Origin of the sequence: Streptomyces sp. NBC_00083 (genome assembly GCF_026343295.1) — a bacterium.
In the GTDB taxonomy this organism is placed as follows: Bacteria; Actinomycetota; Actinomycetes; order Streptomycetales; family Streptomycetaceae; genus Streptomyces.
In genome coordinates, this window is record NZ_JAPELY010000001.1 from 2,288,586 (window position 1) to 2,314,027 (window position 25,442).

The 25,442-nt window shown below is 72.9% G+C and carries 23 protein-coding genes; 11 read left to right on the forward strand and 12 right to left on the reverse strand.

Annotated elements, in window-relative coordinates:
* Window positions 1-98 precede the first annotated feature (98 nt).
* Window positions 99-758 carry a TetR/AcrR family transcriptional regulator gene (locus tag OOJ98_RS10120; protein ID WP_267054286.1) on the forward strand — a complete coding sequence of 220 codons (660 nt, stop codon included), beginning with the start codon at window positions 99-101 and terminating at the stop codon, window positions 756-758.
* A 57-nt stretch (window positions 759-815) separates the two neighbouring features.
* Here OOJ98_RS10120 and OOJ98_RS10125 read toward each other — a convergent pair whose 3' ends face one another.
* The gene (locus tag OOJ98_RS10125; protein ID WP_267054287.1) at window positions 816-2,105 is read right to left on the reverse strand and encodes a glycoside hydrolase family 18 protein; all 1,290 of its coding nucleotides are present in this window, start codon (window positions 2,103-2,105) and stop codon (window positions 816-818) included.
* Window positions 2,106-2,480: 375 nt separating this feature from the next.
* On the opposite strand from OOJ98_RS10125, the gene OOJ98_RS10130 reads away from it, so the two are divergent.
* The 3 genes from OOJ98_RS10130 (at window position 2,481) to OOJ98_RS10140 (ending at window position 6,758) form a co-directional block, all read left to right on the forward strand.
* Window positions 2,481-3,653, forward strand: a complete 1,173-nt coding sequence (locus OOJ98_RS10130; RefSeq protein WP_267054288.1) for an acyl-CoA dehydrogenase family protein — start codon at window positions 2,481-2,483, stop codon at window positions 3,651-3,653.
* 851 nt (window positions 3,654-4,504) lie between these two features.
* Window positions 4,505-5,626 carry a hypothetical protein gene (locus tag OOJ98_RS10135; protein ID WP_267054289.1) on the forward strand — a complete coding sequence of 374 codons (1,122 nt, stop codon included), beginning with the start codon at window positions 4,505-4,507 and terminating at the stop codon, window positions 5,624-5,626.
* A 37-nt stretch (window positions 5,627-5,663) separates the two neighbouring features.
* Complete coding sequence (locus OOJ98_RS10140; protein ID WP_267054290.1) at window positions 5,664-6,758, forward strand: phosphotransferase family protein; 1,095 nt, start codon at window positions 5,664-5,666, stop codon at window positions 6,756-6,758.
* A gap of 57 nt (window positions 6,759-6,815) precedes the next feature.
* Here the strand turns inward: OOJ98_RS10140 and OOJ98_RS10145 are convergent, their stop codons facing one another.
* Window positions 6,816-7,241 carry a hypothetical protein gene (locus tag OOJ98_RS10145; protein WP_267054291.1) on the reverse strand — a complete coding sequence of 142 codons (426 nt, stop codon included), beginning with the start codon at window positions 7,239-7,241 and terminating at the stop codon, window positions 6,816-6,818.
* A gap of 203 nt (window positions 7,242-7,444) precedes the next feature.
* Here OOJ98_RS10145 and OOJ98_RS10150 point away from each other — a divergent pair, with 203 nt between their 5' ends.
* The 4 genes from OOJ98_RS10150 (at window position 7,445) to fxsA (ending at window position 11,634) form a co-directional block, all read left to right on the forward strand.
* Window positions 7,445-7,885: an Lrp/AsnC family transcriptional regulator gene (locus OOJ98_RS10150; protein ID WP_267054292.1), complete on the forward strand. Its 441-nt coding sequence runs from the start codon at window positions 7,445-7,447 to the stop codon at window positions 7,883-7,885.
* Between the two features lie 9 nt (window positions 7,886-7,894).
* Window positions 7,895-9,541 carry an amidohydrolase gene (locus tag OOJ98_RS10155; RefSeq protein ID WP_267054293.1) on the forward strand — a complete coding sequence of 549 codons (1,647 nt, stop codon included), beginning with the start codon at window positions 7,895-7,897 and terminating at the stop codon, window positions 9,539-9,541.
* A gap of 584 nt (window positions 9,542-10,125) precedes the next feature.
* Window positions 10,126-10,893 (forward strand): polyprenol monophosphomannose synthase, encoded by a 768-nt coding sequence (locus OOJ98_RS10160; RefSeq protein WP_267054294.1) that lies wholly within the window; start codon window positions 10,126-10,128, stop codon window positions 10,891-10,893.
* Window positions 10,894-11,046: 153 nt separating this feature from the next.
* Window positions 11,047-11,634, forward strand: a complete 588-nt coding sequence (fxsA, locus tag OOJ98_RS10165; RefSeq protein ID WP_267054295.1) for an FxsA family membrane protein — start codon at window positions 11,047-11,049, stop codon at window positions 11,632-11,634.
* A 102-nt stretch (window positions 11,635-11,736) separates the two neighbouring features.
* Here fxsA and OOJ98_RS10170 read toward each other — a convergent pair whose 3' ends face one another.
* The 4 genes from OOJ98_RS10170 to OOJ98_RS10185 all read right to left on the reverse strand — a co-directional run bounded on the left by OOJ98_RS10170 (window position 11,737) and on the right by OOJ98_RS10185 (window position 15,221).
* Window positions 11,737-12,111, reverse strand: coding sequence for an RNA polymerase-binding protein RbpA (locus OOJ98_RS10170; RefSeq protein ID WP_053724453.1), 375 nt, complete (start codon window positions 12,109-12,111; stop codon window positions 11,737-11,739).
* A gap of 254 nt (window positions 12,112-12,365) precedes the next feature.
* Window positions 12,366-13,721, reverse strand: coding sequence for an MFS transporter (locus tag OOJ98_RS10175; protein ID WP_267055585.1), 1,356 nt, complete (start codon window positions 13,719-13,721; stop codon window positions 12,366-12,368).
* A 67-nt stretch (window positions 13,722-13,788) separates the two neighbouring features.
* Window positions 13,789-14,553 (reverse strand): glycerophosphodiester phosphodiesterase, encoded by a 765-nt coding sequence (locus OOJ98_RS10180; protein ID WP_267054296.1) that lies wholly within the window; start codon window positions 14,551-14,553, stop codon window positions 13,789-13,791.
* A complete protein-coding gene (locus OOJ98_RS10185; RefSeq protein WP_267054297.1) occupies window positions 14,550-15,221 on the reverse strand; it encodes a YitT family protein in 672 nt (223 codons plus the stop codon). Before OOJ98_RS10185 ends, OOJ98_RS10180 begins: the two co-directional genes overlap by 4 nt.
* Window positions 15,222-15,321: 100 nt before the next feature.
* Here OOJ98_RS10185 and OOJ98_RS10190 point away from each other — a divergent pair, with 100 nt between their 5' ends.
* Entirely contained in the window at window positions 15,322-16,824 is a 1,503-nt protein-coding gene (locus OOJ98_RS10190; protein WP_267054298.1) for a PLP-dependent aminotransferase family protein, read from the forward strand.
* A gap of 130 nt (window positions 16,825-16,954) precedes the next feature.
* Here OOJ98_RS10190 and OOJ98_RS10195 read toward each other — a convergent pair whose 3' ends face one another.
* Window positions 16,955-18,580: a hypothetical protein gene (locus tag OOJ98_RS10195; RefSeq protein WP_267054299.1), complete on the reverse strand. Its 1,626-nt coding sequence runs from the start codon at window positions 18,578-18,580 to the stop codon at window positions 16,955-16,957.
* A 73-nt stretch (window positions 18,581-18,653) separates the two neighbouring features.
* Complete coding sequence (locus OOJ98_RS10200) at window positions 18,654-18,848, reverse strand: hypothetical protein (RefSeq protein WP_114038102.1); 195 nt, start codon at window positions 18,846-18,848, stop codon at window positions 18,654-18,656.
* A gap of 308 nt (window positions 18,849-19,156) precedes the next feature.
* On the opposite strand from OOJ98_RS10200, the gene OOJ98_RS10205 reads away from it, so the two are divergent.
* A complete protein-coding gene (locus OOJ98_RS10205; protein ID WP_267054300.1) occupies window positions 19,157-19,549 on the forward strand; it encodes an ankyrin repeat domain-containing protein in 393 nt (130 codons plus the stop codon).
* A 266-nt stretch (window positions 19,550-19,815) separates the two neighbouring features.
* Entirely contained in the window at window positions 19,816-21,243 is a 1,428-nt protein-coding gene (locus OOJ98_RS10210; RefSeq protein ID WP_267054301.1) for a HEAT repeat domain-containing protein, read from the forward strand.
* Window positions 21,244-21,630: 387 nt separating this feature from the next.
* Here OOJ98_RS10210 and OOJ98_RS10215 read toward each other — a convergent pair whose 3' ends face one another.
* The 4 genes from OOJ98_RS10215 to OOJ98_RS10230 form a co-directional block, all read right to left on the reverse strand.
* Window positions 21,631-22,500, reverse strand: a complete 870-nt coding sequence (locus tag OOJ98_RS10215) for a biotin-dependent carboxyltransferase family protein (protein ID WP_267054302.1) — start codon at window positions 22,498-22,500, stop codon at window positions 21,631-21,633.
* A complete protein-coding gene (gene pxpB / locus OOJ98_RS10220; RefSeq protein WP_267054303.1) occupies window positions 22,497-23,126 on the reverse strand; it encodes a 5-oxoprolinase subunit PxpB in 630 nt (209 codons plus the stop codon). The genes OOJ98_RS10215 and pxpB overlap by 4 nt, the downstream gene beginning before the upstream one ends.
* The gene (locus tag OOJ98_RS10225) at window positions 23,123-23,896 is read right to left on the reverse strand and encodes a LamB/YcsF family protein (RefSeq protein WP_267054304.1); all 774 of its coding nucleotides are present in this window, start codon (window positions 23,894-23,896) and stop codon (window positions 23,123-23,125) included. Before OOJ98_RS10225 ends, pxpB begins: the two co-directional genes overlap by 4 nt.
* Window positions 23,897-23,999: 103 nt before the next feature.
* Window positions 24,000-25,289, reverse strand: coding sequence for an MFS transporter (locus tag OOJ98_RS10230; RefSeq protein ID WP_267054305.1), 1,290 nt, complete (start codon window positions 25,287-25,289; stop codon window positions 24,000-24,002).
* Window positions 25,290-25,442 lie beyond the last annotated feature (153 nt).

A 25,442-nucleotide genomic window follows, 5' to 3' on the forward strand; every position in this document is an offset into this window, starting at 1 on the left:
CGATCCGGCGAACCCTCGGAAAGGCGGTGCAGGGGGAGTGCGAAGGCAGGTCTGCCATACTGCGGGCATCCTGCGGCAGTTGGAGACTAGGGCTCAATTTGAATAATAGTCAACAGGGCGGAACGACCGAGAGATCCCAGGCGCGTCGCTCCGAACTCATCGCGACAGGGCGGAAGTTGTTCGCCGACACCTCCTACGACGCGCTGTCGATGGATGACATCGCCAAACACGCGGGGGTGGCCAAGGGCCTGATCTACTACTACTTCAAGTCCAAACGGGGCTACTACCTCGCCATCGTCGAGGACTCCGTCGCCGATCTCGTCTCGCGCGCCGCGAGCGACACCGAGCTGCCCCGCGCCGAGCGCGTGCACCGCACCATCGACGGCTATCTGCGCTACGCCGAGCACCACCAGGCGGCGTACCGGACGATCGTCACCGGCGGGGTCGGCTTCGACACCCAGGTGCAGGCGATCCGGGACGCGGTGCGCGAGGAGCTGATCGCCACCATCGCCGTCGGCGCCTACGGCACCCGGGACGTCCCGGTGCTCGCCCGGCTCGCCCTGCTCGGCTGGCTCGGCAGCGTGGAGAGCGTCACCCTCGACTGGCTCGGCTCCCTCGAACCGCCCCGCGACACCGTGCGCGAGCTGCTCGTGCGGATGCTTCGGCGCACCCTGGACACCATCGAGGAGTTCGAGCCGTCCTGCCCCGCCCCGGACCCGTCCCGGGCGCCGGAGGCCTGGAGCGCGTCGGAGCACTGAGCGCGCGGAAGGGGCGGGCGGCCGAAGCCACCCGCCCCTTCTGAGTCAACTCCCGTACTAGTGAACCGACTTGATCAGCTCACCGTTGGTGGTGTCGCCGCTCAGCTCCCACAGGAAGGTGCCGCCGAGCGCCTGGCTGTTCTTGTAGGTCATCTTCCCGGCGATGGTGGCCGGGGTGTCGTAGCTCCACCAGTCGGTGCCGCAGTAGGCGTACGCCGTGCCCGCGACCGTGCCGTTGGCGGGGCACTTGGTCTTGAGCACCTTGTAGTCCTCGATGCCCTGCTCGTACGTGCCCGCGGCCGGCCCCGTCGCGGTGCCGCCGGGCGCCTTCTGGGTGACGCCGGTCCAGCCGCGCCCGTAGAACCCGATGCCGAGCAGGAGCTTGCCGGACGGGATGCCGAGCTTCTTCAGCTTCTGGATGGCGGCGTCGGTGGTGAAGCCCTGTGTGGGCAGGCCGCTGTAGGAGGTCAGCGGGGAGTGCGGGGCGGTCGGGCCCTGGGCGGCCCAGGCGCCGAAGAAGTCGTACGTCATCGGGTTGTACCAGTCGACGTACTGAGCGGCGCCCGCGTAGTCGGCCGCCTCCATCTTGCCGCCCGCCGACGCGTCCGCGGTGATGGCGGCGGTGACCAGGCTGGAGCCGCCGAACTTCGAACGCAGCGCAGCCAGGAGGTTCTTGAAGGCCTCGCGCCCGCTGGTGTCACAGCTGAGACCGCAGGTGTTGGGGTACTCCCAGTCGATGTCGATGCCGTCGAAGACATCCGCCCAGCGCGGGTCCTTGACCAGCGAGTAGCAGGACGAGGCGAACGCCGCGGGATTCTTGGCGGCCTCGGCGAACCCGCCCGACCAGGTCCAACCCCCGAACGACCAGAGCACCTTGAGCCCGGGATGCTTCTTCTTCAGCTCGCGCAGCTGGTTGATGCTGCCCGCGACCGGCTGGTCCCAGGTGTCCGCGGTGCCGTCCACGCTGGAGGCGGCGTCATAGGTCTTCTGGTAGTCGGCGTAGGCGTCACCGATGGCGCATTTGCCTCCGGTGACGTTGCCGAACGCGTAGTTGATGTGGGTCAGCTTGGCGGCCGAGCCGGAGGTCTCGATGTTCTTGACGTGGTAATTGCGCTGGTAGACGCCCCAGTCGGTGAAGTATCCGACGACCTTGGAGCCGGCCGCGGCGGCCTGTGGCGCCGCGGGGGCGGTCTCGGGCGAGGCGTTGGCGCTGCCGGCTCCGGCGAGCAGGGTCACCCCGAGCGCGGCGGTACACGCGGCGGCGATCAGTGTCTTGAAGCGGCCGGGAGCGCGCGCCGTGCGCACGGGGCCGACGGCGTGGGGGAGTGGGGGAAGTGGTCCGGGCATCGTGATCTCCTCGTGGGGAGGGGAGAGCGGGGGCAGGACGCGACGGCTCGAAGCGATTGACATGAACGCACTAAGTCGCTGAAGGGAACGCTAGAAGGACTAGACCAGTGCGGTCAATGGTGCGGACCAACTCCGGAGTGCTCAGTTCCGGGAATGCCCGGAACTCGCCGCCCCGCGTGCGGCCGGCGGAAATCGTGATCTTGGAGCCAGTGACGGGACGCGTCCGATCGGGCATACTCACAGCGCCACGGCCACCCGCCTGCTACTTCTGTGACCCGGAAGGGAAGGTATCGGCCGTAGAGCAGAGTCACCGGCGGCGCCGCCACACCCTGCGCGTGCGTCCGCCGCAGCGCCCGACAGGGAGGAGAGCGCGCCATGCCCGACCGTGCCCCACAGCCGGTGGAACGACAGCTGCCCACCGAAGAGGCCCGGGACCTCGTCGCGCTGGTGCGCGACATCGTCCAGCGGGAGATCGCGCCCCGGGCCGCCGAGCAGGAGGATGCCGGCGAGTTTCCGCGCGAGATCTTCACCCTGCTCTCCGAGTCCGGACTGCTCGGCCTTCCGTACGACTCCGAGTTCGGCGGGGGCGACCAGCCCTACGAGGTCTACCTCCAGGTCCTTGAGGAGCTCGCCTCGGCGCGGCTCACGGTCGGTCTCGGCGTGAGCGTCCACTCGCTCGCCTGTCACGCGCTCGCGGGGTACGGCACCAAGGAGCAGCAGTCCGAGCACCTGCCGTCGATGCTCGCCGGTGGCCTGCTCGGCGCGTACTGCCTCTCCGAGCCCGCCTCGGGCTCTGACGCGGCCTCGCTGCGCACCAAGGCGGTGCGGGACGGTGACGCATGGGTCATCACCGGCACCAAGGCCTGGATCACCCACGGCGGGATCGCCGACTTCTACACCGTGCTCGCCCGCACCGGCGGCGAGGGGGCGCGCGGCATCACGGCCTTCCTGGTGCCCGGCGACGCGGAGGGGCTCTCGCCCGCCGTTCCCGAGAAGAAGATGGGCATGAAGGGCTCGCCCACCGCCCAGCTCCACTTCGACGGCGTACGTGTCCCCGACTCCCGGCGCATCGGCGAGGAGGGCCAGGGGTTCGCGATCGCGCTCTCCGCGCTCGACTCCGGCCGGCTCGGCATCGCGGCCTGCGCGATCGGTGTCGCCCAGGCCGCCCTCGACGAGGCGCTCGCCTACGCGACCGGGCGGCAGCAGTTCGGCCGGCCCATCGCCGACTTCCAGGGCCTGCGCTTCATGCTGGCGGACATGGCGACCCAGATCGAGGCGGGCCGCGCCCTGTACCTCGCGGCGGCCAGGCTCCGTGACGCGGGGCGCCCCTTCTCCCGCCAGGCCGCGATGGCCAAGCTGTTCTGCACGGACGCGGCGATGAAGGTCACCACGGACGCGGTGCAGGTCCTTGGCGGCTACGGCTACACGGCCGACTTCCCGGTCGAGCGGTTCATGCGGGAGGCGAAGGTGCTGCAGATCGTGGAGGGCACGAACCAGATCCAGCGGATGGTCATCGCCCGGCACCTGGCGGGTCCGGAAACCCGCTGAGCCCGTCCCGCGGGGGTACGTGGCTCGGCCACACCGGGGCCGCCACGATCCGGACCCACTCCTGGTCGCGGCGCCCCGGCAGGGTCCGGCCCCGGCTCGCCCAATGGCGCAGCAGGGATTGGTAGATGGGCGGATCGGCGTACTGCCGAACCGATTCGGCGGCCGCGGGCTGTGGCACGGGACCGGGTTCGAACGGGGCCACCCGGCGGCGCCGGCCGCGGCCGGGGGCGCTCGAATAAAGCAAGCTCATGCTGGGGCAACGCGGGGTGCGGCGGGGCGGTCACCGGCGAAGGCATTCGGGCGTCTGTACGCAGCCCCCCACCCGCGCAGTTCCCCGCGCCCCTGGGCGGGCTGGTCTTGGCGGGGTGCCCAGCGCCGGCATCCCCGGCCATCCGCTTCGTCTGCGGACCGTGCCCGCGTCTCGCGCAGTTCCCCGCGCCCCTGGGTGGGTTGCCCTGGGCGGGGTGCCCAGCATTGGCGTCTTCAGCCTGTCCGGCGTTTGAGGACGAGCGCCCTCAAGGCGCGAACGGGGTCTGGGGCGGAGCCCCAGCAACCCCGCCTCCGTCTGCGGGCCGTGCCCGCGTCTCGCGCAGTTCCCCGCGCCCCTGGGTGGGCTGGTCTTGGCGGGGTGCCCAGCGTCGGCGTCCCAGGCAACCCGGTTTTCGTCTGCGGACCGTGCCCGCGTCCCGCGCAGCTGGGTGGGTTGCCCTGGGCGGGGTGTCTCATGTTGGCCACCTCGGGTCGTCCGGCGGTGCGGCCCTGGCGGGGTTGGTGGCGGCCGGTGTCGAGGGGTGGCTACGGGCGCGTAGCTGACGTACCGTCAGGTCTCCGTGTCGGAACGGAGGTTGACCATGTCCAGCGACCGCCCCATCCCCCTCGACGAATACCCCGTCCACCAGGCCCCCCTCTCCATGGCCCACGTGGTGACGGGTGACCGCAACGCCTACGACCGCTGCATCTTCCACGTCTTCGACCACCAGGGCCGCGCCCTGCTCATCGCGGGGCTCGGGGTCTACCCCAACGCCGGGGTGATCGACGCCTACGCCACCCTCCGCGTCGGCGACACCCTGCACGCCGTCCGCGCGTCCGACGCCCTCGGCGACGACCGCATGAACCTGAGCGTCGGCCCGCTGACGATCACCGTCGACGCCCCGTTGCGCCGCCTCGCGCTGCACTGCGCTCCCGATCCGGACGACCCGCACGGACTCTCGTACGGCGTCGTCTGGAACGCCGACTTCCCCGCCCTGTGGGAGCCCCACCACGTGCAGCGCAAGGGGGACAGGCTCACCCTCGAAGGGCGGCGGTTCGTGCAGGCCGGGCACTGCACCGGCGTCATCCGCGCGGGCGGCGAGGAGATACCCGTCACGGCGGGGGAGTGGACCGGGACGCGCGACCGCAGCTGGGGGGTGCGGCCGATCCCCGGCGAGGAGGCCGGGCGCGGCGACGAGTACCGCCCCGAGGGCTTCCACTGGCTCTGGGTCCCGGCCCGCTTCGACGACCGGTTCGTCATGGTCATCGCCCAGGAGGACGCCGACGGCTACCGCACCCTCAACGAGGCGGCCCTGGTGCGCGAGGGCCACCCGGACGCCCAACTCGGCTGGCCCCAGGCCGACATCACCTACCGCCCCGGCACCCGCCACCCCGAGCGCGCGGTCATCCACCTCACCGACCGGTCCCGCAAGCCCCTCGAACTCGGCGTCGAGATCCTCGCCTCCTCACCCCTCGCCGTCGGCGCCGGCTATCCGCCCGCCGACGGCTGGCAGCACGGCACCTGGCAGGGCCGGGGCTGGACCGACCGCCAGGTCTACGACCTCTCCGACCCGGCCGCCCACCCGATGGCCGCGTACGGCGTGACCGACCACGCCGCCCGCTTCACCCTCGACGGACAGACCGGTTACGGGATCTTCGAGCACGGCAGCTTCGGCCGCCACGACCCGAGCGGCTTCGCCGACCACACCTCCGTCGCCCCCTGACCCAGCCCCGCCCGTCCGCCGTGAAGGGAGCACCGCCTTGGCCACCGCGCCACGCCCCCGCACCTCCACCCGTGACCCCGAGGACGTCGGCCGCCGCCTGTCCGCCTGGCTCGACGCCCGGCTGCCCGGCGCCCGCGTCACCGGCATCCGGGCGCCGTCCTCCAACGGCATGTCGAGCGAGACCCTCCTCTTCGACATCGAGCACCCCGACACCCCGGTACGCGCCTGCGCCCTGCGGCTCGCCGCGGACCCGGCCGCATACACCGTCTTCCCCGTGTACGACATGGCCCGCCAGCACCGCGTGATGCGTCTGGTCGCCGAGCACACCGACGTACCCGTGCCACGGGTGCGCTGGCTCGAAGAGGACCCCGGGCCGCTCGGGGCGCCGTTCTTCGTGATGGACCGGGCGGAGGGGCGCGTACCACCGGACGTCATGCCCTATACGTACGAGGGGAATTGGCTGCACGCGGCCGACGACGCCGAGCGTGCCCGCCTCCAGGACGCCACCATCGGCGTCATCGCACGGCTGCACGGCCAATTCCCGGTGCAGGAGGCGGAGTTCCTGCTGCCGGACGGCAAGGGGTCCCCGCTGCGCCGTCATGTCGCGGCCCAACGGGAGTACTACGCCTGGGTGGTTGACGGGCTGCCGCGCTCACCGCTCATCGAGGCGGCCTTCGGCTGGCTCGACGCGCACTGGCCCGACGACGAGGGCCCCTCGGTCCTCACCTGGGGCGACGCCCGCATCGGGAACATCATCTACGACGGATTCGAGCCCGCCGCCGTCCTCGACTGGGAGATGGCCGCCTGCGGCCCCCGGGAACTCGACCTCGGCTGGACCGTCTATCTGCACCGCTTCTTCCAGGACCTCACGGTGAGTTTCGGCCAGCCGGGCCTGCCGGGCTTCCTGCGGCGCGACGACATCGAGCGTCGCTACGCCGAACTCACCGGCCACACCCCGCGTTCCATGGAATTCCACACCCTCTACGCGGCGCTGCGGCACGCGGTGGTCATGCTGCGGATCGCCTACCGGCAGGTGCACTTCGGCGAGGTCGAGCCGCCCGCGGACCCGGACGCGCTGATCCTGCACCGGGCCAGCCTCGACGCCATGGTGCGCGGTACGTACTGGAGTTGAGCGGTGAACCGGCCGGACGCCCCCCGGTGGCGTCCGGCCCGCACGGCGGGGGCGCGCTCAGGCGGCGCGGCGCATCTGCGGCAGCACCCGCACGGGTCGCGAGCCCGGCCCGCCGACGTGCGAGAAGGGCTGGGTGCGCCAGTCGAGCTCCCGCGGAAGGGTGAGCAGCAGCGCGGTGTCCTGCTCCTGCACGGCGAGCGTCTCGTCCGCCGCCTCGGCCTCCGAGGCGAAGCGCCCGGTCCCGGCGCACACCGTCAGCACGAACGGGTTCCACGGGCTCGGGCACAGCGCGTGCTCCGGCAGGACGTCCTCGTCGGCGAGGAGCGCGATGGGCTGGGCGCAGTCCGGGCAGAGCACCCGGTACATCTCGAAGGTGTCGTACGCGTCGAGCGAGTCGTCCTCGTCGATGAGTTCGGCGATATCGACGGGCTCCGGTTCGCCACGTCCGCGTTCCGTACGTCCGGTTCGCTTGGGATTCTGCATTGGGACACTCCCCCTCGGGTGGGCCGGCATTGCGCCGCGGCCGCGACCAAAACAAGCACTTCCCGCCAGGTCGTGGCGGTAACCGCGAGACCTTCACGGACCCGCCCCCAAACCTGTGGCGTTCGTCACATGATGCCCGCAGATGCGCCCCGGTGCGCCGCCCGACTGTGCCGGAGGCGCCCCTTGGCCATAGGTTGAGCGCCATGGAGGAGCTGGACCGTCAGATCGTGGAGCTGCTCGTCAAGGACGGGCGGATGAGCTACACCGACCTGGGCAAGGCCACGGGCCTGTCCACATCGGCGGTGCACCAGCGGGTACGCCGCCTCGAACAGCGCGGGGTCATCCGCGGGTACGCGGCCGTCGTGGACCCCGAGGCGGTGGGCCTGCCGCTGACCGCGTTCATCTCGGTCAAGCCGTTCGACCCCAGCGCCCCCGACGACATCGCGGAGCGGCTGGCCGGCGTGGCCGAGCTGGAGGCGTGCCACAGCGTGGCCGGCGACGAGAACTACATCCTCAAGGTCCGGGTGGCGAGCCCCCTGGCCCTCGAACACCTGCTGACCCGCATCCGCACCCTGGCCGGCGTCTCGACCCGCACGACCGTGGTCATGTCCACCCCGTACGAGGCACGGCCGCCGCATATCTAGGCTGTCTCCATGAGTTCCGCGAGTTCCGCAACCGAAGAGACCGCCCACCGCACCGTCCTGCTGCGCGGCGGCGACGTGCACAGCCCCGCCGACCCCTTCGCCACCGCGATGGTCGTCGAACGCGGACACGTGGCCTGGGTCGGCTCGGAGGGCGCCGCGGACGCCTTCGCGAGCGGCGTCGACGAGGTCGTCGACCTGGAGGGCGCGCTCGTCACCCCGGCGTTCACCGACGCACATGTGCACACCACGGCCACCGGCCTCGCCCTGACCGGGCTCGACCTCGCGCCGGCCCGTACGCTCGCCGAGGCCCTCGACGCCGTCCGCGCCCACGCCGCAGCCCGCCCCGACGACCGCGTGCTGCTCGGCAGCGGCTGGGACGCGGCACGCTGGCCCGAGCGGCGCCACCCCTCGCGCGCCGAACTCGACGCCGCCACCGGCGGACGCCCGCTCTACCTGCCGCGCGTCGACGTGCACTCCGCGGTCGTCACCACCGCCCTCCTCGACCTGGTGCCCGGCGTGCGTGACCTGGCCGGATACCGGGACGGCGAACCGCTCGACGGCGCCGCCCACCACGCGGTGCGCGCCGCCGCGCACGACGCGGTCACCCCCCGCCAGCGCGCCGAGGCCCAGCGCGCCGCGCTGCGCCACGCTGCCTCGCTCGGAATCGGCACCGTCCACGAGTGCGGCGGCCCCGAGATCTCCGACGAGGACGACTTCACCTCGCTGCTCGCCCTCTCCCGCGCCGAGGCCGGGCCCCGGGTCTTCGGGTACTGGGCCGAGCGCGTCGAAGGCGCCAAGGACGCCGATCGCATCCGCGAACTCGGCGCGGCCGGCGCGGCCGGCGACCTCTTCGTGGACGGCTCGCTCGGCTCGCACACCGCCTGCCTCCACGCCCCTTATGCGGACGCCCCGCACACGGGCACCGGCCACCTCGACGCCGCCGACGTGGCCGCCCATGTGGCCGCGTGCACCGAGGCCGGGATCCAGGCCGGCTTCCACGCCATCGGCGACGCCGCGCTCACCGCCGTCGTGGAGGGCGTGCGGGCCGCCGCCGAGCGGGTCGGACTCGCTCGTATCCGCGCCGCCCGGCACCGCGTCGAGCACGCCGAGATGCTCACCCCGGCCACCATCGCCGCCTTCGCCGAGTTCGGCCTCACTGCCTCCGTGCAGCCCGCCTTCGACGCGCTGTGGGGCGGGGACGAGGGCATGTACGCCGACCGGCTCGGCACCGAGCGGGCCCGCACCCTCAACCCGTACGCGGCGCTGCTGCGGGCCGGGGTGCCGCTCGCGTTCGGCTCCGACGCCCCGGTGACCCCCCTCGACCCGTGGGGGACCGTCCGCGCGGCCGCCTTCCACCGCACCCTCGACCACCGGATCTCGGCCCGCGCCGCCTTCACCGCCCACACCCGGGGCGGCTGGCGCGCGCTCGGCCGGGACGACGCGGGGATCCTGGTGCCGGGCGCACCGGCCGACTACGCGGTCTGGCAGGCCGAGGAGCTCGTGGTGCAGGCCCCGGACGACCGGGTGGCGCGCTGGTCCACCGACCCGCGCTCGGGCACCCCGGGGTTGCCCGACCTCACGCCGGGCACCCCGCTTCCGGTCTGTCTGCGCACGGTGGTGTTCGGACAAACGGTATTCGCGCGTCCGAACGAGTGACATAGGGACATTTCGTACCGTTGGCGCACGGCCGTCACGGCATCGCCACGACCTGCGGATCTTCGGCACTGACCTGGCGATTTGAAAAAACGTCGCAGCTCAATCGGCTGTTGACAGAAAGCGCCCAGGGGCCGGTAGGTTCGGCGAGTCCACCACAGGACGTCCGACCGGTTAAACCTCCACGCAGTCGTCGAAACGCCGCTGGGTCATGGGGTGGTGTGCCGCACCGGCGCACCACCACTGGCAGCCAGGTTCAGCGCCCGCGCCTCGGGGGCGAGGGAAGGTTTCAGCCGGGAGAGCGTCCCCCCTGCCCCCTGCGGGCTCGCGGGACGGTGCGACCCGGGTGGGGCCCGGACGCTCAGTAGACAACGGCTCTCGGTCGACCCGCAGCCAGCGGGCCCCAGGTCGGCCCGAAGGGCGCCGGGCCCCGGTACCGATCCACGCCCCGCCTTCCGGAGCCCGCGGCACACCGCAGGATCCCCACCGCCATCCGGGCGCATCCGGCACCACACACCCTCTCGGTGCGGGCCGATGGCGACCGCTCGCTATGGTGGTCCCCTGCGTACGGACAATAAGGGGCAGCAGTGAACGACGGCGGTCAGAGGCGGTACGGCCCGCTGGGCAGAGCCTTGGTGATCATCCCGACCTACAACGAGGCGGAGAACATCAAGCCGATCGTCGCCCGCGTCAGAGCGGCGGTCCCCGAGGCCCACATTCTGGTCGCCGACGACAACAGCCCCGACGGCACGGGCAAGTTCGCGGACGAGCTCGCCGCCGAGGACGACCAGGTGCACGTGCTGCACCGCAAGGGCAAGGAGGGCCTCGGCGCCGCCTACCTGGCCGGCTTCCGCTGGGGCATCGAGCACGACTACGGCGTCCTGGTCGAAATGGACGCCGACGGCTCCCACCAGCCCGAGGAGCTGCCCCGGCTGCTCACCGCCCTCAAGGGCGCCGACCTGGTGCTCGGCTCCCGCTGGGTGACGGGCGGCCGGATCGTGAACTGGCCCAAGTACCGCGAGTACATCTCGCGCGGCGGTTCCACCTACTCCCGGCTGCTGCTCGGCGTCCCGATCCGCGACGTCACCGGCGGCTACCGGGCGTTCCGCCGCGAGGCCCTCGAAGGCCTCGGCCTCGACGAGGTCGCCTCCGCCGGCTACTGCTTCCAGGTGGACCTGGCCCGCCGCGCGGTCGCCGCGGGCTTCCACGTGGTCGAGGTCCCCATCACGTTCGTCGAGCGCGAACGCGGCGACTCCAAGATGAGCAACGACATCCTCGTCGAGGCGCTCTGGCGGGTCACGGCCTGGGGCGTGGGCTCCCGCGCCAACAAGCTCCTGGGCCGCAAGCCCTCCTGAGCGCGGGCCCGTCCCCGGCTCGCACGGCCGGGGCCGCCGGGCCCGGGGCGCGCTCACGGCGCGGGCACCCGCACAGCCGGGGCGCCCTGACGGCCCGTGCGCCATGATCTCCTCCTTACGCCGTCCGGATCGGCTGCCAGGCACACTGGGAGCATGACGACCGGCACTCCGCCTCCGACAGTTCCCAAGCGCTCACGCGCACGCACCCTCGTACCCCTGGGGATCGCCGCCTGGCTGGTCCTGGAAATCTGGCTGCTCACCGTGGTGGCCGGAGCCTCCAGCGGCCTCCTGGTCCTGCTGTTGCTCATCGGCGGCCTGCTGCTCGGTGGCTACGTCATCAAACGGGCCGGGCGCCGCGCCTTCCGCAATCTCACCGAGACGGTCAGGCAGCAGCAGTCCGGCGGCGCCGAGCCCGCCAGCGCCGGCACCTCCGGCGGCGGCGAGGGCAACGCCCTGATCATGCTGGCCGGGCTGCTGCTGATCATCCCCGGCTTCGTCTCGGACGCGCTGGGGCTCCTCCTCCTGGTTGCGCCGGTGCGCAAGTCCGTGTCGCGCCTCTTCGAGCGCTCGCTCGACAAGCGGATGCGCGCCGCCGTCCCCGGCGGCTTCGGCGACGCCTTCCAGCAGGCCCGTATCCACTATCCGGACGGCAAGGTCGTGCAGGGCGAGGTCGTCCGGGACGACGCCGCTGCCTACCCGCCGCGCGACGACCTCGGGCCGCGCCCCCCGCTGACTCCGTAACGGCGGGAAGTCCCGGCGGGCACAGAAAAGCTGAGGGCCGGTCACACCAGATGGTGTGACCGGCCCTCAGCTCTTGGTGCTCTGTATCGCCGAACTGCGCGATCAGGCGGACTTGCGGCTGTCGCGCGGATGCACGGCAATGTTCATGGTGCCGGAACGAAGGACCTCCAGCCTCTCGGCCAGAACCTCCTCGAGTTCCTCGCGGGTGCGCCGCTCCATGAGCATGTCCCAGTGCGTACGCGCGGGCTTGCCCTTCTTCTCTTCAGGGCCGTCGCCGTCCACCAGGAGTGCGGGGGCCCCGCAGACCTTGCACTCCCACTCCGGCGGAATCTCCGCCTCCACCGAGAAGGGCATCTCAAAGCGATGTCCCTTCTCGCATGCGTACTCCACGGCCTGGCGCGGGGCCAGATCGATGCCGCGGTCGGTCTCGTAGCTGGTCACCACGAGGCGCGTGCCGCGAAGAGCTCGCTCACTCATGAATCGTGCCTCCCGGGCTTGTCGCCCACAGGACAGGTGTCACTGTCGTCGTCATCCGGTCAACGTCCGGTCGGCGGTAAAGATTCCCGTTCTGGGTCATGCGTCGCCGTCGTGCCGCCCCTTGTTGTACCCACCAGTGACCGGTTTGTCACATCTGACAGCAGATGTCACCCAGCGTCTTCTCTACTTGAGCACGCAGTAACGGTCCGCCTGGCAAGCCAAAGGCGTACACTACCGGCCTTTCACTTCAACGTCTAAATCCGCGCCGGAACAGGGTTCCCCGCGGCGGCCACGGCGGCCCGCACCGGCACCCGGGCGAGCAGCACGAACCCGACCGCGAAGAACACCACCAGCGAGATGATGGCATCCCGATAGCTCCCGGTCAGCTGGTACGCGAGACCGAACACCAATGGCCCCAGCCAGCTCAGCCCGCGGTCGCTCATCTCGTAGGCCGAGAAGTACTCGGCCTCCTTGCCGCGCGGCACCAGATGCGAGAAGAGCGACCTGGAGAGCGCCTGGCTGCCGCCGAGCACCGTGCCGATCGCCGCCGCCAGGACGAAGAAGAGGACCGGCTGACGGGCCGGCAGGAAGAACCCGACGCCCAGGATCACCGCCCAGACCGCGAGCGAGCCCAGAATGGTCCGCTTGGCGCCGTGGGTCCGGGCGAGCCGTCCCATCCCCAGCGCGCCCGCCACCGCCAGGACCTGCACGAGGAGCACGGCCACGATGAGCGTGTTCTGATCCAGGCCCAGTTCCTCGGACCCGTAGATCGACGCCTGTGAAATGACCGTCTGCACGCCGTCGTTGTAGATGAGGTACGCGAGCAGGAAGGCGAGCGTCAGCGGCCTCGCCCGCATGTCGCGCAGCGTCGAGACCAACTGCCGCCAGCCCGCTCCGACCTTGCCCTCGCTCACCGTCACCGCCACCTTGCGGTCGCGCAGCCGTCGCAGCGGCACCAGGGTGAACGCGCCCCACCACACACCGGCCGACGCCAGGCAGATCCGGACCGCCGTCGACTCCGACACCCCGAAGCTGTCGTGCCCCGAGTAGAGGATCAGGTTGAGCACGAGGACGCCGGCGCCCGACGTGTAGCCGAAGGCCCAGCCCCGTGAGGAGACGTGGTCGCGCTCCTCGGGTCCCGCGATCTGCGGCAGATAGGCGTTGTAGAGGACCATCGAGACCGAGAGCGCCGCATTGGCGACGATCAGCAGCGCGGCGCCGAGCAGATAACGGTGCCCGTCGAGGAAGAACATCCCGGCCGTGGCGGCGGCGCCGGTGTAGGCGGCGGCCGCGAGGAGCGGCTTCTTGCGCCCGCTCCGGTCGGCGGCGGCGCCCACGATCGGCATCAGGACCACCGCGACGATGACCGAGGCGGACACGGCGTACGCGAAGAGCGAGCCCGCCCGCACCGGGACGCCCAGCGGATGGACGAACCCCTCGGCGTCCGCCGCCGACTTGGCGATCGACGTCAGATAGGGGCCGAGGAAGACCGTGAGCACGCTCGTCGAGTACACCGAGCAGGCGAAGTCGTAGAAGTACCAGCCGTGTTGTTCCCGCTTGCGCTCGGCGGTGCTCACCGGCCGGTCCTCCGCCCGGTCGGCATCGTCCATGATCTCAGCGCTCAACCCGCGCCCCCTCGCTCGTGCCCGTACGCGAGCGGTGGCTGCCGGGGGCAGGTCAGTGCCAGGCTCCCCGGTCGGTCAGTACCGTGCGCAGTGTCTCCAGATGATCGGTCATGATGCCATCCACGCCAAGGTCGAGCAGCGCCCTCATCCGGGCGGGATCGTTGATCGTCCAGACATGGACCTGGAGGCCGAGCGCGTGCGCGGTCCGCACGAAACGGCGGTCCACGACGGGCACGCCGCTCTGGCTCACCGGCACCTGGGCGCTGACGGCACCCGGGCGCAGCGGCGCGGGAACGCCGTACGAGCGCAGGCGCAGCGCGGAGACCCCCCGCACGCCGTACGACGTGGCCAGGCGCGGCCCCGCGAGCCGGTGCGCCCTGGCGACCCGGGCCTCCGAGAACGAGCCGACGCAGACCCGGTCCCACGCGCCGGTGCGGCGGATCAGGTCGACCAGCGGGACGAGCGCCGACTCGGCCTTGAGGTCGACGTTCCAGCGCGCCTCGGGGAAGGCTTCGAGGAGCTCCTCGAAGAGCGGCAGCGGCTCGCGCCCCGCCACCCGCGCCCGCCCGACCTCGGCCCAGGGCAGTTCGGCGATCCGGCCGCGGGCGTCGGTGACCCGGTCGAGCGTCGCGTCGTGGAAGGCGACGAGGCGGCCGTCGGCCGTCGTGTGCACATCGGTCTCGAAGTACCGGTAGCCGGCCTCGGCGGCGCGGGCGAAGGCGGCCGCGGTGTTCTCGATCCCGTCCGCCGCGCCGCCGCGATGGGCGAACGGGATCGGGGCGGGGTGGTCCAGATAGGGGTGGCGTACGCGAGTCACCGGGGAAGTATCGCGCGCTCCGGGGAGCCGGCGGGGACGCAGGTGTCGTGCGCGGACGACGGGGGCGTCGGCTCGACGGGCGGCTCGGGGAGCGCGAAGACGCGCAGGAAGAGCTGGGCGAGCGGCCCGATCGCCAGGGCGTACAGGACGGTGCCGACACCGAGCGAACCGCCGAGCAGGAATCCGGTGGCCACCACGACCACCTCTAGCGACGTCCGCACGAGCCGGATCGAGCGCCCCGTGACCCGGTGCAGCCCGGTCATCAGGCCGTCGCGCGGGCCCGGACCGAAACGGGCGGAGATGTACAGACCGGTGGCGGCGCCGTTGCAGACGATCGCGGCGGCGGCCATCGGCACCTGGCCGAGCAGCCCGTGCACCGGGGGGACGACGGCGATGGTGGCGTCCATGAAGATGCCGATCGCGAAGACGTTGGAGACGGTGCCGAGCCCCGGCCGCTGCCGCAGCGGGATCCACAGGAGCAGGACCGCCGCCCCCACGATGATGGACACGACGCCGATGGAGAGGCCGCTGTGCCGGGCGATCCCCTGGTGCAGCACCCCCCACGGTTCGAGGCCGAGCCCGGCCTGCACCAGCAGCCCCGAGCTGATGCCGTACAGCGCGAGACCGGCGTAGAGCTGGAGCAGTCTGCGGGTGAGATGACTGGACAAGGCGGTGCCCCCGAGTGGTGGTGGTGGACTGGCTCATGCCACTCTGTGGCGGGGAAATGGACCCCAACCATGGCCAATTCCGGGAAGGTGGACTGTCTTCATGGCGCAGTGGACCTCGGCGATCGGGCCCGCCCAGCTCGCCCGTCAGCTCAAGGCACAGCAGCCCCGCCCGGTCGGCGCCGGGCTGCGCAAGCCGCCCGCCTACCGCGCACTCGCCGACGGAATCCGGCTGCTCGTGCTCGAAGGCCGGGTCCCGGCGGCCGCCCGGCTGCCCGCCGAGCGCGAGCTGGCCCTCGCCCTCTCGGTGAGCCGTACGACCGTCGCCGCCGCCTACGAGGCGCTGCGCGGCGAGGGCTTCCTCGAATCGCGGCGCGGCGCGGGGAGCTGGACCGCCGTGCCGGCCGGGCACCCGCTGCCGGGCCGGGGGCTCGAACCGCTGCCGCCCGAGTCGCTCGGCTCCATGATCGACCTGGGCTGCGCGGCCCTGCCCGCCCCCGAGCCGTGGCTGACCCGCGGGGTCCAGGGTGCCCTGGAGGAGCTGCCGCCGTACGCCCACACCCACGGCGACTATCCGGCGGGCCTGCCCGCCCTGCGGCAGATGCTCGCCGAGCGCTACACCGCGCGGGGCATCCCCACGATGCCCGAGCAGATCATGGTGACGACGGGCGCGATGGGCGCCATCGACGCCATCTGCCATCTCTTCGCCGGCCGGGGCGAGCGCATCGCCGTCGAATCACCGTCGTACGCCAACATCCTCCAGCTCATGCGCGAGGCGGGCGCGCGGCTGGTGCCGATCGCGATGGCCGAGGGGCTCTCCGGCTGGGACCTGCCGCGCTGGCGCCAGGTGCTGAGGGACGCCGCACCCCGGCTCGCCTATGTCGTGGCCGACTTCCACAACCCGACCGGCGCGCTCGCCGGCGAGGACCAGCGTCGTGAACTCGTCGACGCGGCCCGCTCGGCCGGCACCGTCCTCGTCGTCGACGAGACGATGAGCGAGCTGTGGCTCGACGACGACCTCGTCATGCCGCGCCCGGTCTGCGCCTTCGATCCGGCGGGCGCCACGGTGCTGACGGTCGGCTCGGCCAGCAAGGCGTTCTGGGCGGGGATGCGCATCGGCTGGGTGCGGGCCGCCCCCGACATCATCCGCTCGCTCGTGGCCGCCCGCGCCTACGCCGACCTCGGCACTCCGGTCCTCGAACAGCTCGCGGTCAACTGGCTGATGGGGTCGGGCGGTTGGGAGCAGGCGGTCGAGCTGCGGCGGGCCCAGGCGCGGGAGAACCGGGACGCGCTGGTGACGGCGGTCCGCCGGGAGCTGCCGGACTGGGAGTTCGACGTACCGCGCGGCGGGCTCACGCTGTGGGTACGCACCGGCGGCCTGTCGGGCTCCCGGCTCGCGGAGGTCGGCGAGCGGGTCGGGGTGCGGGTGCCCTCGGGGCCCCGCTTCGGCGTGGACGGCGCCTTCGAGGGGTACGTCCGGCTGCCGTTCACGGTGGGCGGCCCGGTCGCGGACGAGGCGGCCGCGCGGCTCGCCGCCGCGGCCCGGCTGGTGGAGACGGGCGGCGGCTCGGGCGGCGCCGAGCCCCCGCGCACCTTCGTGGCCTGACCGGCCCGACCGGCCTGACCGGCTCGACCGGCCTGAGAACCGGCCCGTTGCCGGCTCGACGGGCCTGAGGCTCGGGCCGAGCGGGGCCTCCGCGTCCTTGCGCGGCCCGGCCGGCCCGGTCCCGGCCGTCTCACCCCTCGGCGGGTACGGCCTCCACGGGTGTCGCGTCCGCGGGGGCCACGTCCCGCGGCGGCACGTCGGCCGGTGCGGCCTCCACCGGCCTCGGCTCGGCCGGCCGTGGCGTGACCGGCACGTCACGGGGCGGCAGGAGCTCCAGGACCGCGCGGCGGTGGGCCTCCGTCGTCGCGTCGTCGTACGGGTCCGGCGTCGCGGGGACCTGGAGGCGCAGGACCGGCCCCGTGCCCAGACGGGCGTAGCCGCGGCCCGGCGGGACGTCCGGGACGGGGGTGGTGTGCGGCGGGATGCCGAGCACCGACTCGGCCTCGCTCGGGGAGGCGGCGCCGAGCACCACTCGGGCCCGGGTGTGGGAGCGCACGGGCTCCGACAGGTCGTGCAGGGTGTCGAACTGTTCGGCCACCACCACCGTCACCCCGGCGGCCCGCCCGTGCCGCAGCGGGACCTGGAGCAGGTGCTGCGGGTCGGTGCGGCCGTCGGCGGCGGCCAGGTCGGCGAGGACGCTGGGACGGTCGAGCAGGATCCACAGGGGACGCTTGGTGTCCTCGGGCACCGGGCGGCCCGCCTGACGGGCCCGGTTCGCCGAGATCAGCCGGCGCTCGGTCTCGTGCGAGGCCCACTCCAGGGTGGCGAGCGCCCCGGCGAGGCCGCACTCGACGGCGAGGACGCCCGAGCGGCCCGTCAGACAGGCGTACTCGCCCGTGCCGCTGCCCTCCACGACCAGCAGATCGCCGTCCTTGAGAGCCTGGAGCGCGATGGAGCGCAGCAGCGTCGTGGTGCCCGCGCCGGGCCGGCCGGCCACCAGGAGGTGGGGCTCGGTGGAGCGGGGCCCGGTGCGCCAGATCACCGGCGGGGCGTCATGGCTCTCCTCGCCCGCCGTCACCGGCACGGTCCGCTGCACGGCGTCGGGGTCGGTGAAGCCGAGCACGGTCTCGCCGGGGGAGGTCACGAAGTGCTGGGCGGCGATCGAGGTGGGCAGCGCGCCGAGGACGCTCAGGTCGAGCTCGTTGCCCTCCTCGTCCCAGCCGAAGCGGTACTCGCGGCCGCGCCCCGACTTGGCGTGGAGCAGTTGCTCGATGCGGGCGCGGGCCTCGGGCTCGCCGTCCGTGAAGTACGCCGGGTAGCGCACCCGGAGCCGGGTGAGGCGGCCGTCGTCGTCGAATTCGTACGCGCTGAAGGCCTTGTCCCACTCGCCGCCGTGCGAGAAGAGCGGGTTCGGGTCCTCGGGTACGGAGAAGTAGGGCACCAGCGCCTCGTACAGGGCCTGGAGGCGGGCGAGTTCCGCGTCGTCCGGGCCGGTCTTGACGACCGGCTTCTCGCGGCCCTTCCAGGCTGCCGCGCCCATCACCGTGATCAGGGCAAGGAGCGGCCCGTACGGGATGAGCGCGACGACCAGGACCACGGCCGCCGTCAGGAACAGCGCGGGACTACGCCGTTCCTTGGGGGTGGCGGCCCATTTGCCGCGCAGGGCGGCGGTGATCAGCCGCAGGCCGCGGCTGATCGTGATGAGCGGATGGAGAACGTCGGTGGCGCTGTCGGCGGCCGTGCGCGCGATCTCGCGGCTGCGAACGATGGATGCGCTGCTGCTGCTCAGAATGCGGGGGAGTGGTCGCCGGGCCACGTCGTTCTCCTGGAGTTGTGTCCGCAGTGGTGTCTGCCGTGCTGTCTGCCGTGGAACGGGGGACGGCGGGAGGTCAGAACTTGATCCCGCCCAGCAGGCTGGCGAGGCTCGCGCCTCCGGCCGTGATGCTCGGGGCGATGGCGGTGCCCGCGAGGTAGAAGCCGAAGAGGGAGCACACGAGCGCGTGCGACGCCTTGAGGCCGTCTTTCTTGAAGAAGAGGAAGCAGATGATTCCGAGCAGCACCACGCCTGAGATGGACAGGATCATTTGGGTTCTCCTGGTCGATGGGGACGGTCACCATGAGTTCTTCCAGGCTCACAGGAAGTATCTATGCGATAAAAGGTGCAAATGGGTGAAACTCCGCCAATTTCACTGGAGTGGCGGATATGAAAAGCCGCCCGGAGCGGGACACTGTGCGGCCGTCGTGGCCATCGGGGGCGTGCGAGTGTCACTCGCGGTGATCTTTGCCGCGGACACACCCCGTCATGTCGTCCGCCGGGCAGTACCCTGTCGATTCACTCGTACGGCTCTGTCGCCGTGCGGGTCTGTTCCGTTGCCCCTAAGGAGTTTTTCCGATGAGCGAGGATCTCGATCCCGAGGTGGTCGAGCTGGCGGCCAAGGTCTTCGAGCTGGCCCGTCAGGGCGACGCCGCGACGCTCGCCGCGTACGTCGACGCCGGGGTTCCGGCGAACCTCACCAATGACCGCGGCGACTCCCTCGTGATGCTCGCCGCCTACCACGGGCACGCCGACGCGGTCTCCGCACTGCTCGCCCGGGGCGCCGAGGCCGACCGCGCCAACGACCGGGGCCAGACCCCGCTCGCCGGTGCCGTCTTCAAGGGCGAGGACGCCGTGATCAAGGCCCTGCTGGCCGGCGGAGCCGATCCTTCCGCCGGAACGCCGTCCGCGGTCGACACCGCCCGGATGTTCGGCAAGACGGAACTGCTCGCCCTGTTCGGGGCCAACTGAGCGTCCACCAAGCGTTTACGGGGGATCCACCCGAGAGCCCATGGAGAGGGGCGCCGTAAATGTGGTCGCGATGGCGAAATGGCTGGGTCATCATGACGTCGAACCCCTACATCGGGGGCAGGGTCCCTACATCGGGGACCGCGACGAGAGGCAGGAACATGGTCTACACCAAGCAGAAGACGGCGGGCGACCCCTCATGTTGCTGCGCGGCCTAGGGCAAGGCACGAATCCCGGTTGCGTCGACAGCTTGATGTGAGGCTATTTCCATGTTCGATCCAGTCATAGCGCCGAGCGGCACGCTGCTCGGTCTGCTGCAGCGGGGCCGCGGCGACGGCACCCTGCACGCGCTGGCCGCCCCGCGCGACGAGGCCCTGGCGGCCCTGAACCACTGTGTACTGAGCGACCCTCGCCAGGACTGGCAGGTCGAGAACCGTTCGCTGTACTACGCGCGCCTCTTCCTGGATCTCGACGGCGGGCTCGCCCAGATCGAGCGGCACCTCTTCGGCGCCGAGGACGTCCTCGACACCGAGGACTCGCGCACCGGGCTCGCCCTCGCCGTACTCGGCCACCTCGCCTCGTACGGCAGGAACGACGCGCTCGTTCTGCTGCGCCGCTACGCCGCGTCCGGGTCCAACTGGGCCTGGGCCCTCGACGAGCTGGCGCTGCGCGACGACGACGCCGGGCTGCGCTCCCTCGCCACCCCTGTGCTCGCCCGTTTCCCGGCCACCGCCGAGGGCGACGCCGACCTCGCCGTCACGGTGCGTGACGCCTACGAGCCACGGCCCTGGCGGCTGTGGGCCGAGGATCCGCGCGAGGGCGTGGGCGCCCGGGTGCGGGCCGCGCGGGAGGCCGGCTCCTTCGACCGCTGGCAGCGCCAGATGCGGCCGTCCGGGCCCCGGCCCGGGTGGAGCGTCCAGGCCGTCTTCGACTGGGCCGACGAAGGTCTGGGGCGCGGCGCGCTCCTGCACCTGCCGGCCGCCAGGTGCCTCGGCGCCGTCGCCGGGCCCGAGGACAGGGGCGCCATCATCGAGGCGGCCCGTTCCGGTACCGACGGAGCGCGCGGCGCCGCCCTGCACTATCTCGCCGAGTCGCGCGACGCCCGGGTGCTCGACCTGATCGAGTCGGCCGTGTCGGACGCGCCGGCCGGATCGCGGGTCGCCGCCGAGGCCGCCGTCCACGCATTCGAACGGATGTGCGGTCCCGAGGCCGTCGAACGGGCCCGCGGCTGGGTGGCCCGCCCCGACGAACTCGGTGCGTCCGCCGCCAGCGTGCTCGCGTCACGGGGCGAGGCCGGTGACGGCGAACTCGTGCTCGGCGCGCTCCGCGAGACCGTACGTTCCCAGGGGCCCGACGCCGCGCTCCTCCGGGCCCTCGTCGACGGGGCGGGCCGGCTCGGCATCTGCTGCGCCGCCCCCGTCCTGCGGCACGTCTACCGCGAGACCTCCTCCTCCGAGCTGCGGGGCCGCGCCGCGCGCGCCCTCGCCGCCACCGACGCCTCCTTCGCCACCGGCTTCGCCGTGGAATGCCTGTGGGACTGCGAGGAGACGACGCGTGAAGTGGCCGCGCAGTACGCCGAGTTGGTGGATGCGCGGGTGGCCGACCGGTTGCGCAGGCTCGCCGCGGATCCGGCGGAGGAGGCGGAGGTGCAGAGCGCCATCCACGACCGCCTCGGCCCCGACGCCACAGCGGTGTAACCCCTCCCCGGGGCTGTGCCCCGGACCCCGGTTCGCGCCTGAACGCCGCTCGTCCTCAATCGCCGGACGGGCTGGGTATGCCCGGGTTGGCGTGCCGCCCGGCGTCAGCACCGCCAGGCGAGCCCATGCGGCCCGGCGCCGAGGGGCCCGGCGGGCCGGGGATGTGACGGCCGCATGCCGAAGGCCGGGCCCCTGGGGCTCCGCCCCAGACCCCGTTCGCGCCTGAACGCCGCTCGTCCTCAATCGCCGGACGGGCCGCGTGTGCCGACGTGGCCCGGTGGGGCCGAGGATGCGCATCCCGCAATAGCCCCGCCAGGGCGGGGCGCCGGGACCGCTGGGCGCCCCGCCGAGGGGCAACACCGAGAACCCGCGACCCCGCGGAGCGGATCAGCGGGGGCCCGTCAGGGCGAACCTCAGTCGGGTGCCCGGCGCCGCCTGCGCCGCCGCCGCGAGGTCCCGCTCGGGTACGACGCCGAGCACCGGGTAGCCGCCCGTCGTCGGATGGTCCGCGAGGAACACCACGGGGAGGCCGTCCGGCGGCACCTGTACCGCCCCCAACACCATCCCCTCACTGGGGAGTTCGCCCTCGATCGCGCGCCGCAGCGCCGGCCCCTCCGTGCGCAGCCCGATCCGGTTGCTCGCCGGAGACACCCGGTAGCGGCCGGCCGCCAGCACCGCGGGCGCGTCCGGCGCGAACCAGTCCGCGCGCGGCCCCGGGCGCACCCGGAGCACCAGTTCGCCGGGCACCCCGGGCGCGGGCGCCCCGTCCACCCGCGGGCACGCGCCCGCCGGGCGCCCCAGCGGCACCACCACGCCGTCCCGCAGCGGCGCGGGACCGAGGCCCGACAGGAGGTCGGTGGAGCGGCTGCCCAGCACCGGCTCCACCACGATGCCGCCCGCGAACGCGACATAGGAGCGGACCCCGCGGGTCGCGGGCCCCACCTCGACCACCGCCCCCGACGGCACCCGCACGGCAGCCCCCCACGCGGCCGGCCGTCCGTCGACGGTGACCGGGCAGGCGGCCCCGGTCACCGCCACCGTGGCCGCGCACCGGACCCGTACCGCACACCCGTTGACCGTGGTCTCCAGGACGGCGGCCCCCTCGGCGTTGCCCACGAGGCGGTTGGCGAGCCGGCTCGCGGGCAGGTCGAGCGCGCCCGAGCGCGGCACGCCGAGGTGGGCGTACCCATGACGGCCCTCGTCCTGTACGCAGGTGAGCGCCCCCGCCCGCACCACGGACAGGGCCCGGCCGGTCATCGGGCGGCCCCGGGGACGAAGCGGACCCGGGTGCCCGGGGCGAGCAGGGCGGCCGGCTCGCGGTGCGGGTCCCACAGGGGCGCGTCCGTCGTGCCGATCAACTGCCAGCCGCCCGGCGACGAGCGGGGATAGACGCCGGTGTACGGGCCCGCGAGCGCCACCGAGCCGACCGGCACCGCGGTGCGCGGGGTGGCCCGGCGGGGCACGGCGTACCGCTCGTCGAGGCCGGTCAGATAGGCGAAGCCGGGGGCGAACCCGCAGAAGGCGACCCGGAACTCCGCCGCGCGGTGGATCTCCGCCACCTCCCGCTCCGCGACCCCCCACAGCGCGGCGACGTCCGCGAGGTCGGGCCCGTCGTACCGTACGGGGATCTCCACCGTCTCCCGCGCGCATGGCTCCAGGGGAGGCACGTCCCAGGTGGTCAACTGGGTGGCGAGGGACGGCGGGTCGGCCACGCCGTCCAGCAGCACGGTACGGGCCGCCGGCACGATCTCGCGCACGGCGGGCAGCGTTCCGGCGGCGCGGCGGCGCAGCAGTTCGGCATGGAGTGCGCCCGCCGCCTCGCCGCTGTCGAGCTCGATCAGCAGGGCGTGTTCCCCCACCGGCAGGATGCGTACGCTGCTCACGAGAAGGCCGCCACCTCGACGCCCGCCGACTCCAGGGCGGCCCGGACCCGCCGGGCCAGCTCCACCGCGCCCGGCGTGTCCCCGTGCAGGCACAGCGAACTCGCCCCGGTGGGGACCCGCTCGCCGGACTCGGCCACGACCGTGCCCTCCAGGGCCATCGAGACGGCCCGCGCCACCACCGCGTCCGGATCGCTGATCACCGCGCCGTCCCGCCCGCGCGGCACCAGCGTGGCCCGCGCGGTGTAGGCGCGGTCCGCGAACGCCTCGGTGACGACCGGCAGCCCCGCCCGTCCGGCCGCGGCGAGCAGTTGCGAACCCGGCAGCCCGAGGACCGGGAGCCCGCGGCCCGCGAGCAGCACCCCCTCCACCACGGCGGCCGCCTGCTCCTCGTCGTGCACGACACGGTTGTAGAGCGCGCCGTGCGGCTTGACGTACGAGACCCGGCTGCCCGCGGCCCGCGCGAAGATCTCCAACGCGCCGATCTGGTAGGCGACTTCGGCCGCGAGTTCGGCGGGCGGCACCTCCATGGAGCGGCGGCCGAACCCCGCCAGGTCGCGGTAGGAGACCTGGGCGCCGACGCGGACACCGCGTTCGGCCGCCAGCAGGCAGACCCGGCGCATGATGGCCGGATCGCCGGCGTGGAAACCGCAGGCCACATTGGCGCTGGTGACGACGGACAGCAACTGCTCGTCGTCGGTCAGCCGCCAGTGGCCGAAGCCCTCGCCGAGGTCGGCATTGAGGTCGATCGACGTCGTCGCGGACCGGGTCATGGGTGCGGCGTCTCCTGTTCACGGGGCACGGATTCACGAGGGGTGGATGCGAGGGGCGGGGGCCCTGTGGTGCAGTCTGCACCGGGCGGGCGCGGTGCGCCGGTCATGACAGCTCCTGTCCCCGCGTCTCGGGCAGGCCCAGCAGGGCCAGTACGGCGATGGCGTAGCCGACGGCGCCGAAGACCAGCGCGCCGCCGACGCCCCAGCTGTCGGCGAGGTAGCCCACCAGGGTGGGGAAGAACGCGCCCACCGCGCGCCCCGTGTTGTACGTGAACCCCTGGCCGGTGCCGCGCACGGCGGTCGGGTACAGCTCGCTGAGGAACGAACCGAAGCCGCTGAAGATCGCCGACATGCAGAACCCGAGCGGGAAGCCGAGCACGAGGAGCAGGGTGTTCGCCCCCGACGGCAGATGGGTGTAGACGAGGATGCAGCCGGCGGAGAGGGCTGCGAACAGGGCGATGTTCTTCTTGCGGCCCAGGACGTCGGTGAGGTACCCGCCGGTCAGATAGCCGAGGAAGGACCCGGAGATCAGGAACGCCAGGTAGCCGCCGGTGCCGACGACCGTGAGGTGCCGCTCGCTCTTCAGGAACGTCGGGACCCAGGTCGCGAGCGTGTAGTAACCGCCCTGGACCCCGGCGGAGAGCAGCACGGCGAAGAGGGTCGTACGCAGCAGCGGTCCCCGGAAGACGGCGGCGAAGGTGGCGGCGCCGCTCCTCGTACCCGCCGCCGCGAGCCGCTGCTCGGTGGCGGCGGGCGCGTCCCGGACGGTGCGCCGTACCCAGACGAGCAGCAGGGCCGGGAGCGCCCCGGTCCAGAAGACCACGCGCCACGCGGTGTCCGGGCCCACGTACTGGAAGACCAGCGTGCAGACGACGACGGCGAGCGCCCAGCCGGCCGCCCACGCGCTCTGCACGGCGCCCAGGGTGCGCCCGCGGTGCCGCGCCGACGCGTATTCGGCGACCAGGATCGCGCCGACCGCCCACTCGCCGCCGAACCCGAGACCCTGCAGGGCACGGAAGACGAGCAGCGTCTCGTAGGTGGGCGCGAATCCGCAGGCGACCGTGAAGACGGCGTACGTGCCGACGGTGATCATCAGCGCCTCGACCCGGCCGATCCGGTCGGCGAGCACCCCGGCGAACGCGCCGCCCACGGCCGAGACGACCAGGGTGACCGTGGTGAGCAGCCCGGTCCGGCCGCTGTCGAGCCCGAAGTACGCCGAGATGGCGACCATCGTGAGCGGCAGCGTGAAGAAGTCGTACGAGTCGAGGGCGTAGCCGCCGAAGGCGCCCCCGAACGCGCGCCGGCCGGCGGGCCCGAGCGCGCGCAGCCATCCGAACGGGCCGCTGTCGTGCGGGTGTTGGCCGTGCTGCGGCTGAGCCTTGGTCGTGCTCATGTGCACCTCGCAGAGGGGTGAGAGGGCGGGCGAGGCCGTGCGGGAGCGCGGCCGGTGCCGGGTGCGCGGGGGACGGTGGGGAGAGCGGTCCGGGGTGCGGTCCGGGGTGCGGCCGGTGGGGCGGTCCGCGGGGCGGTCGTTTCAACGTAGGGG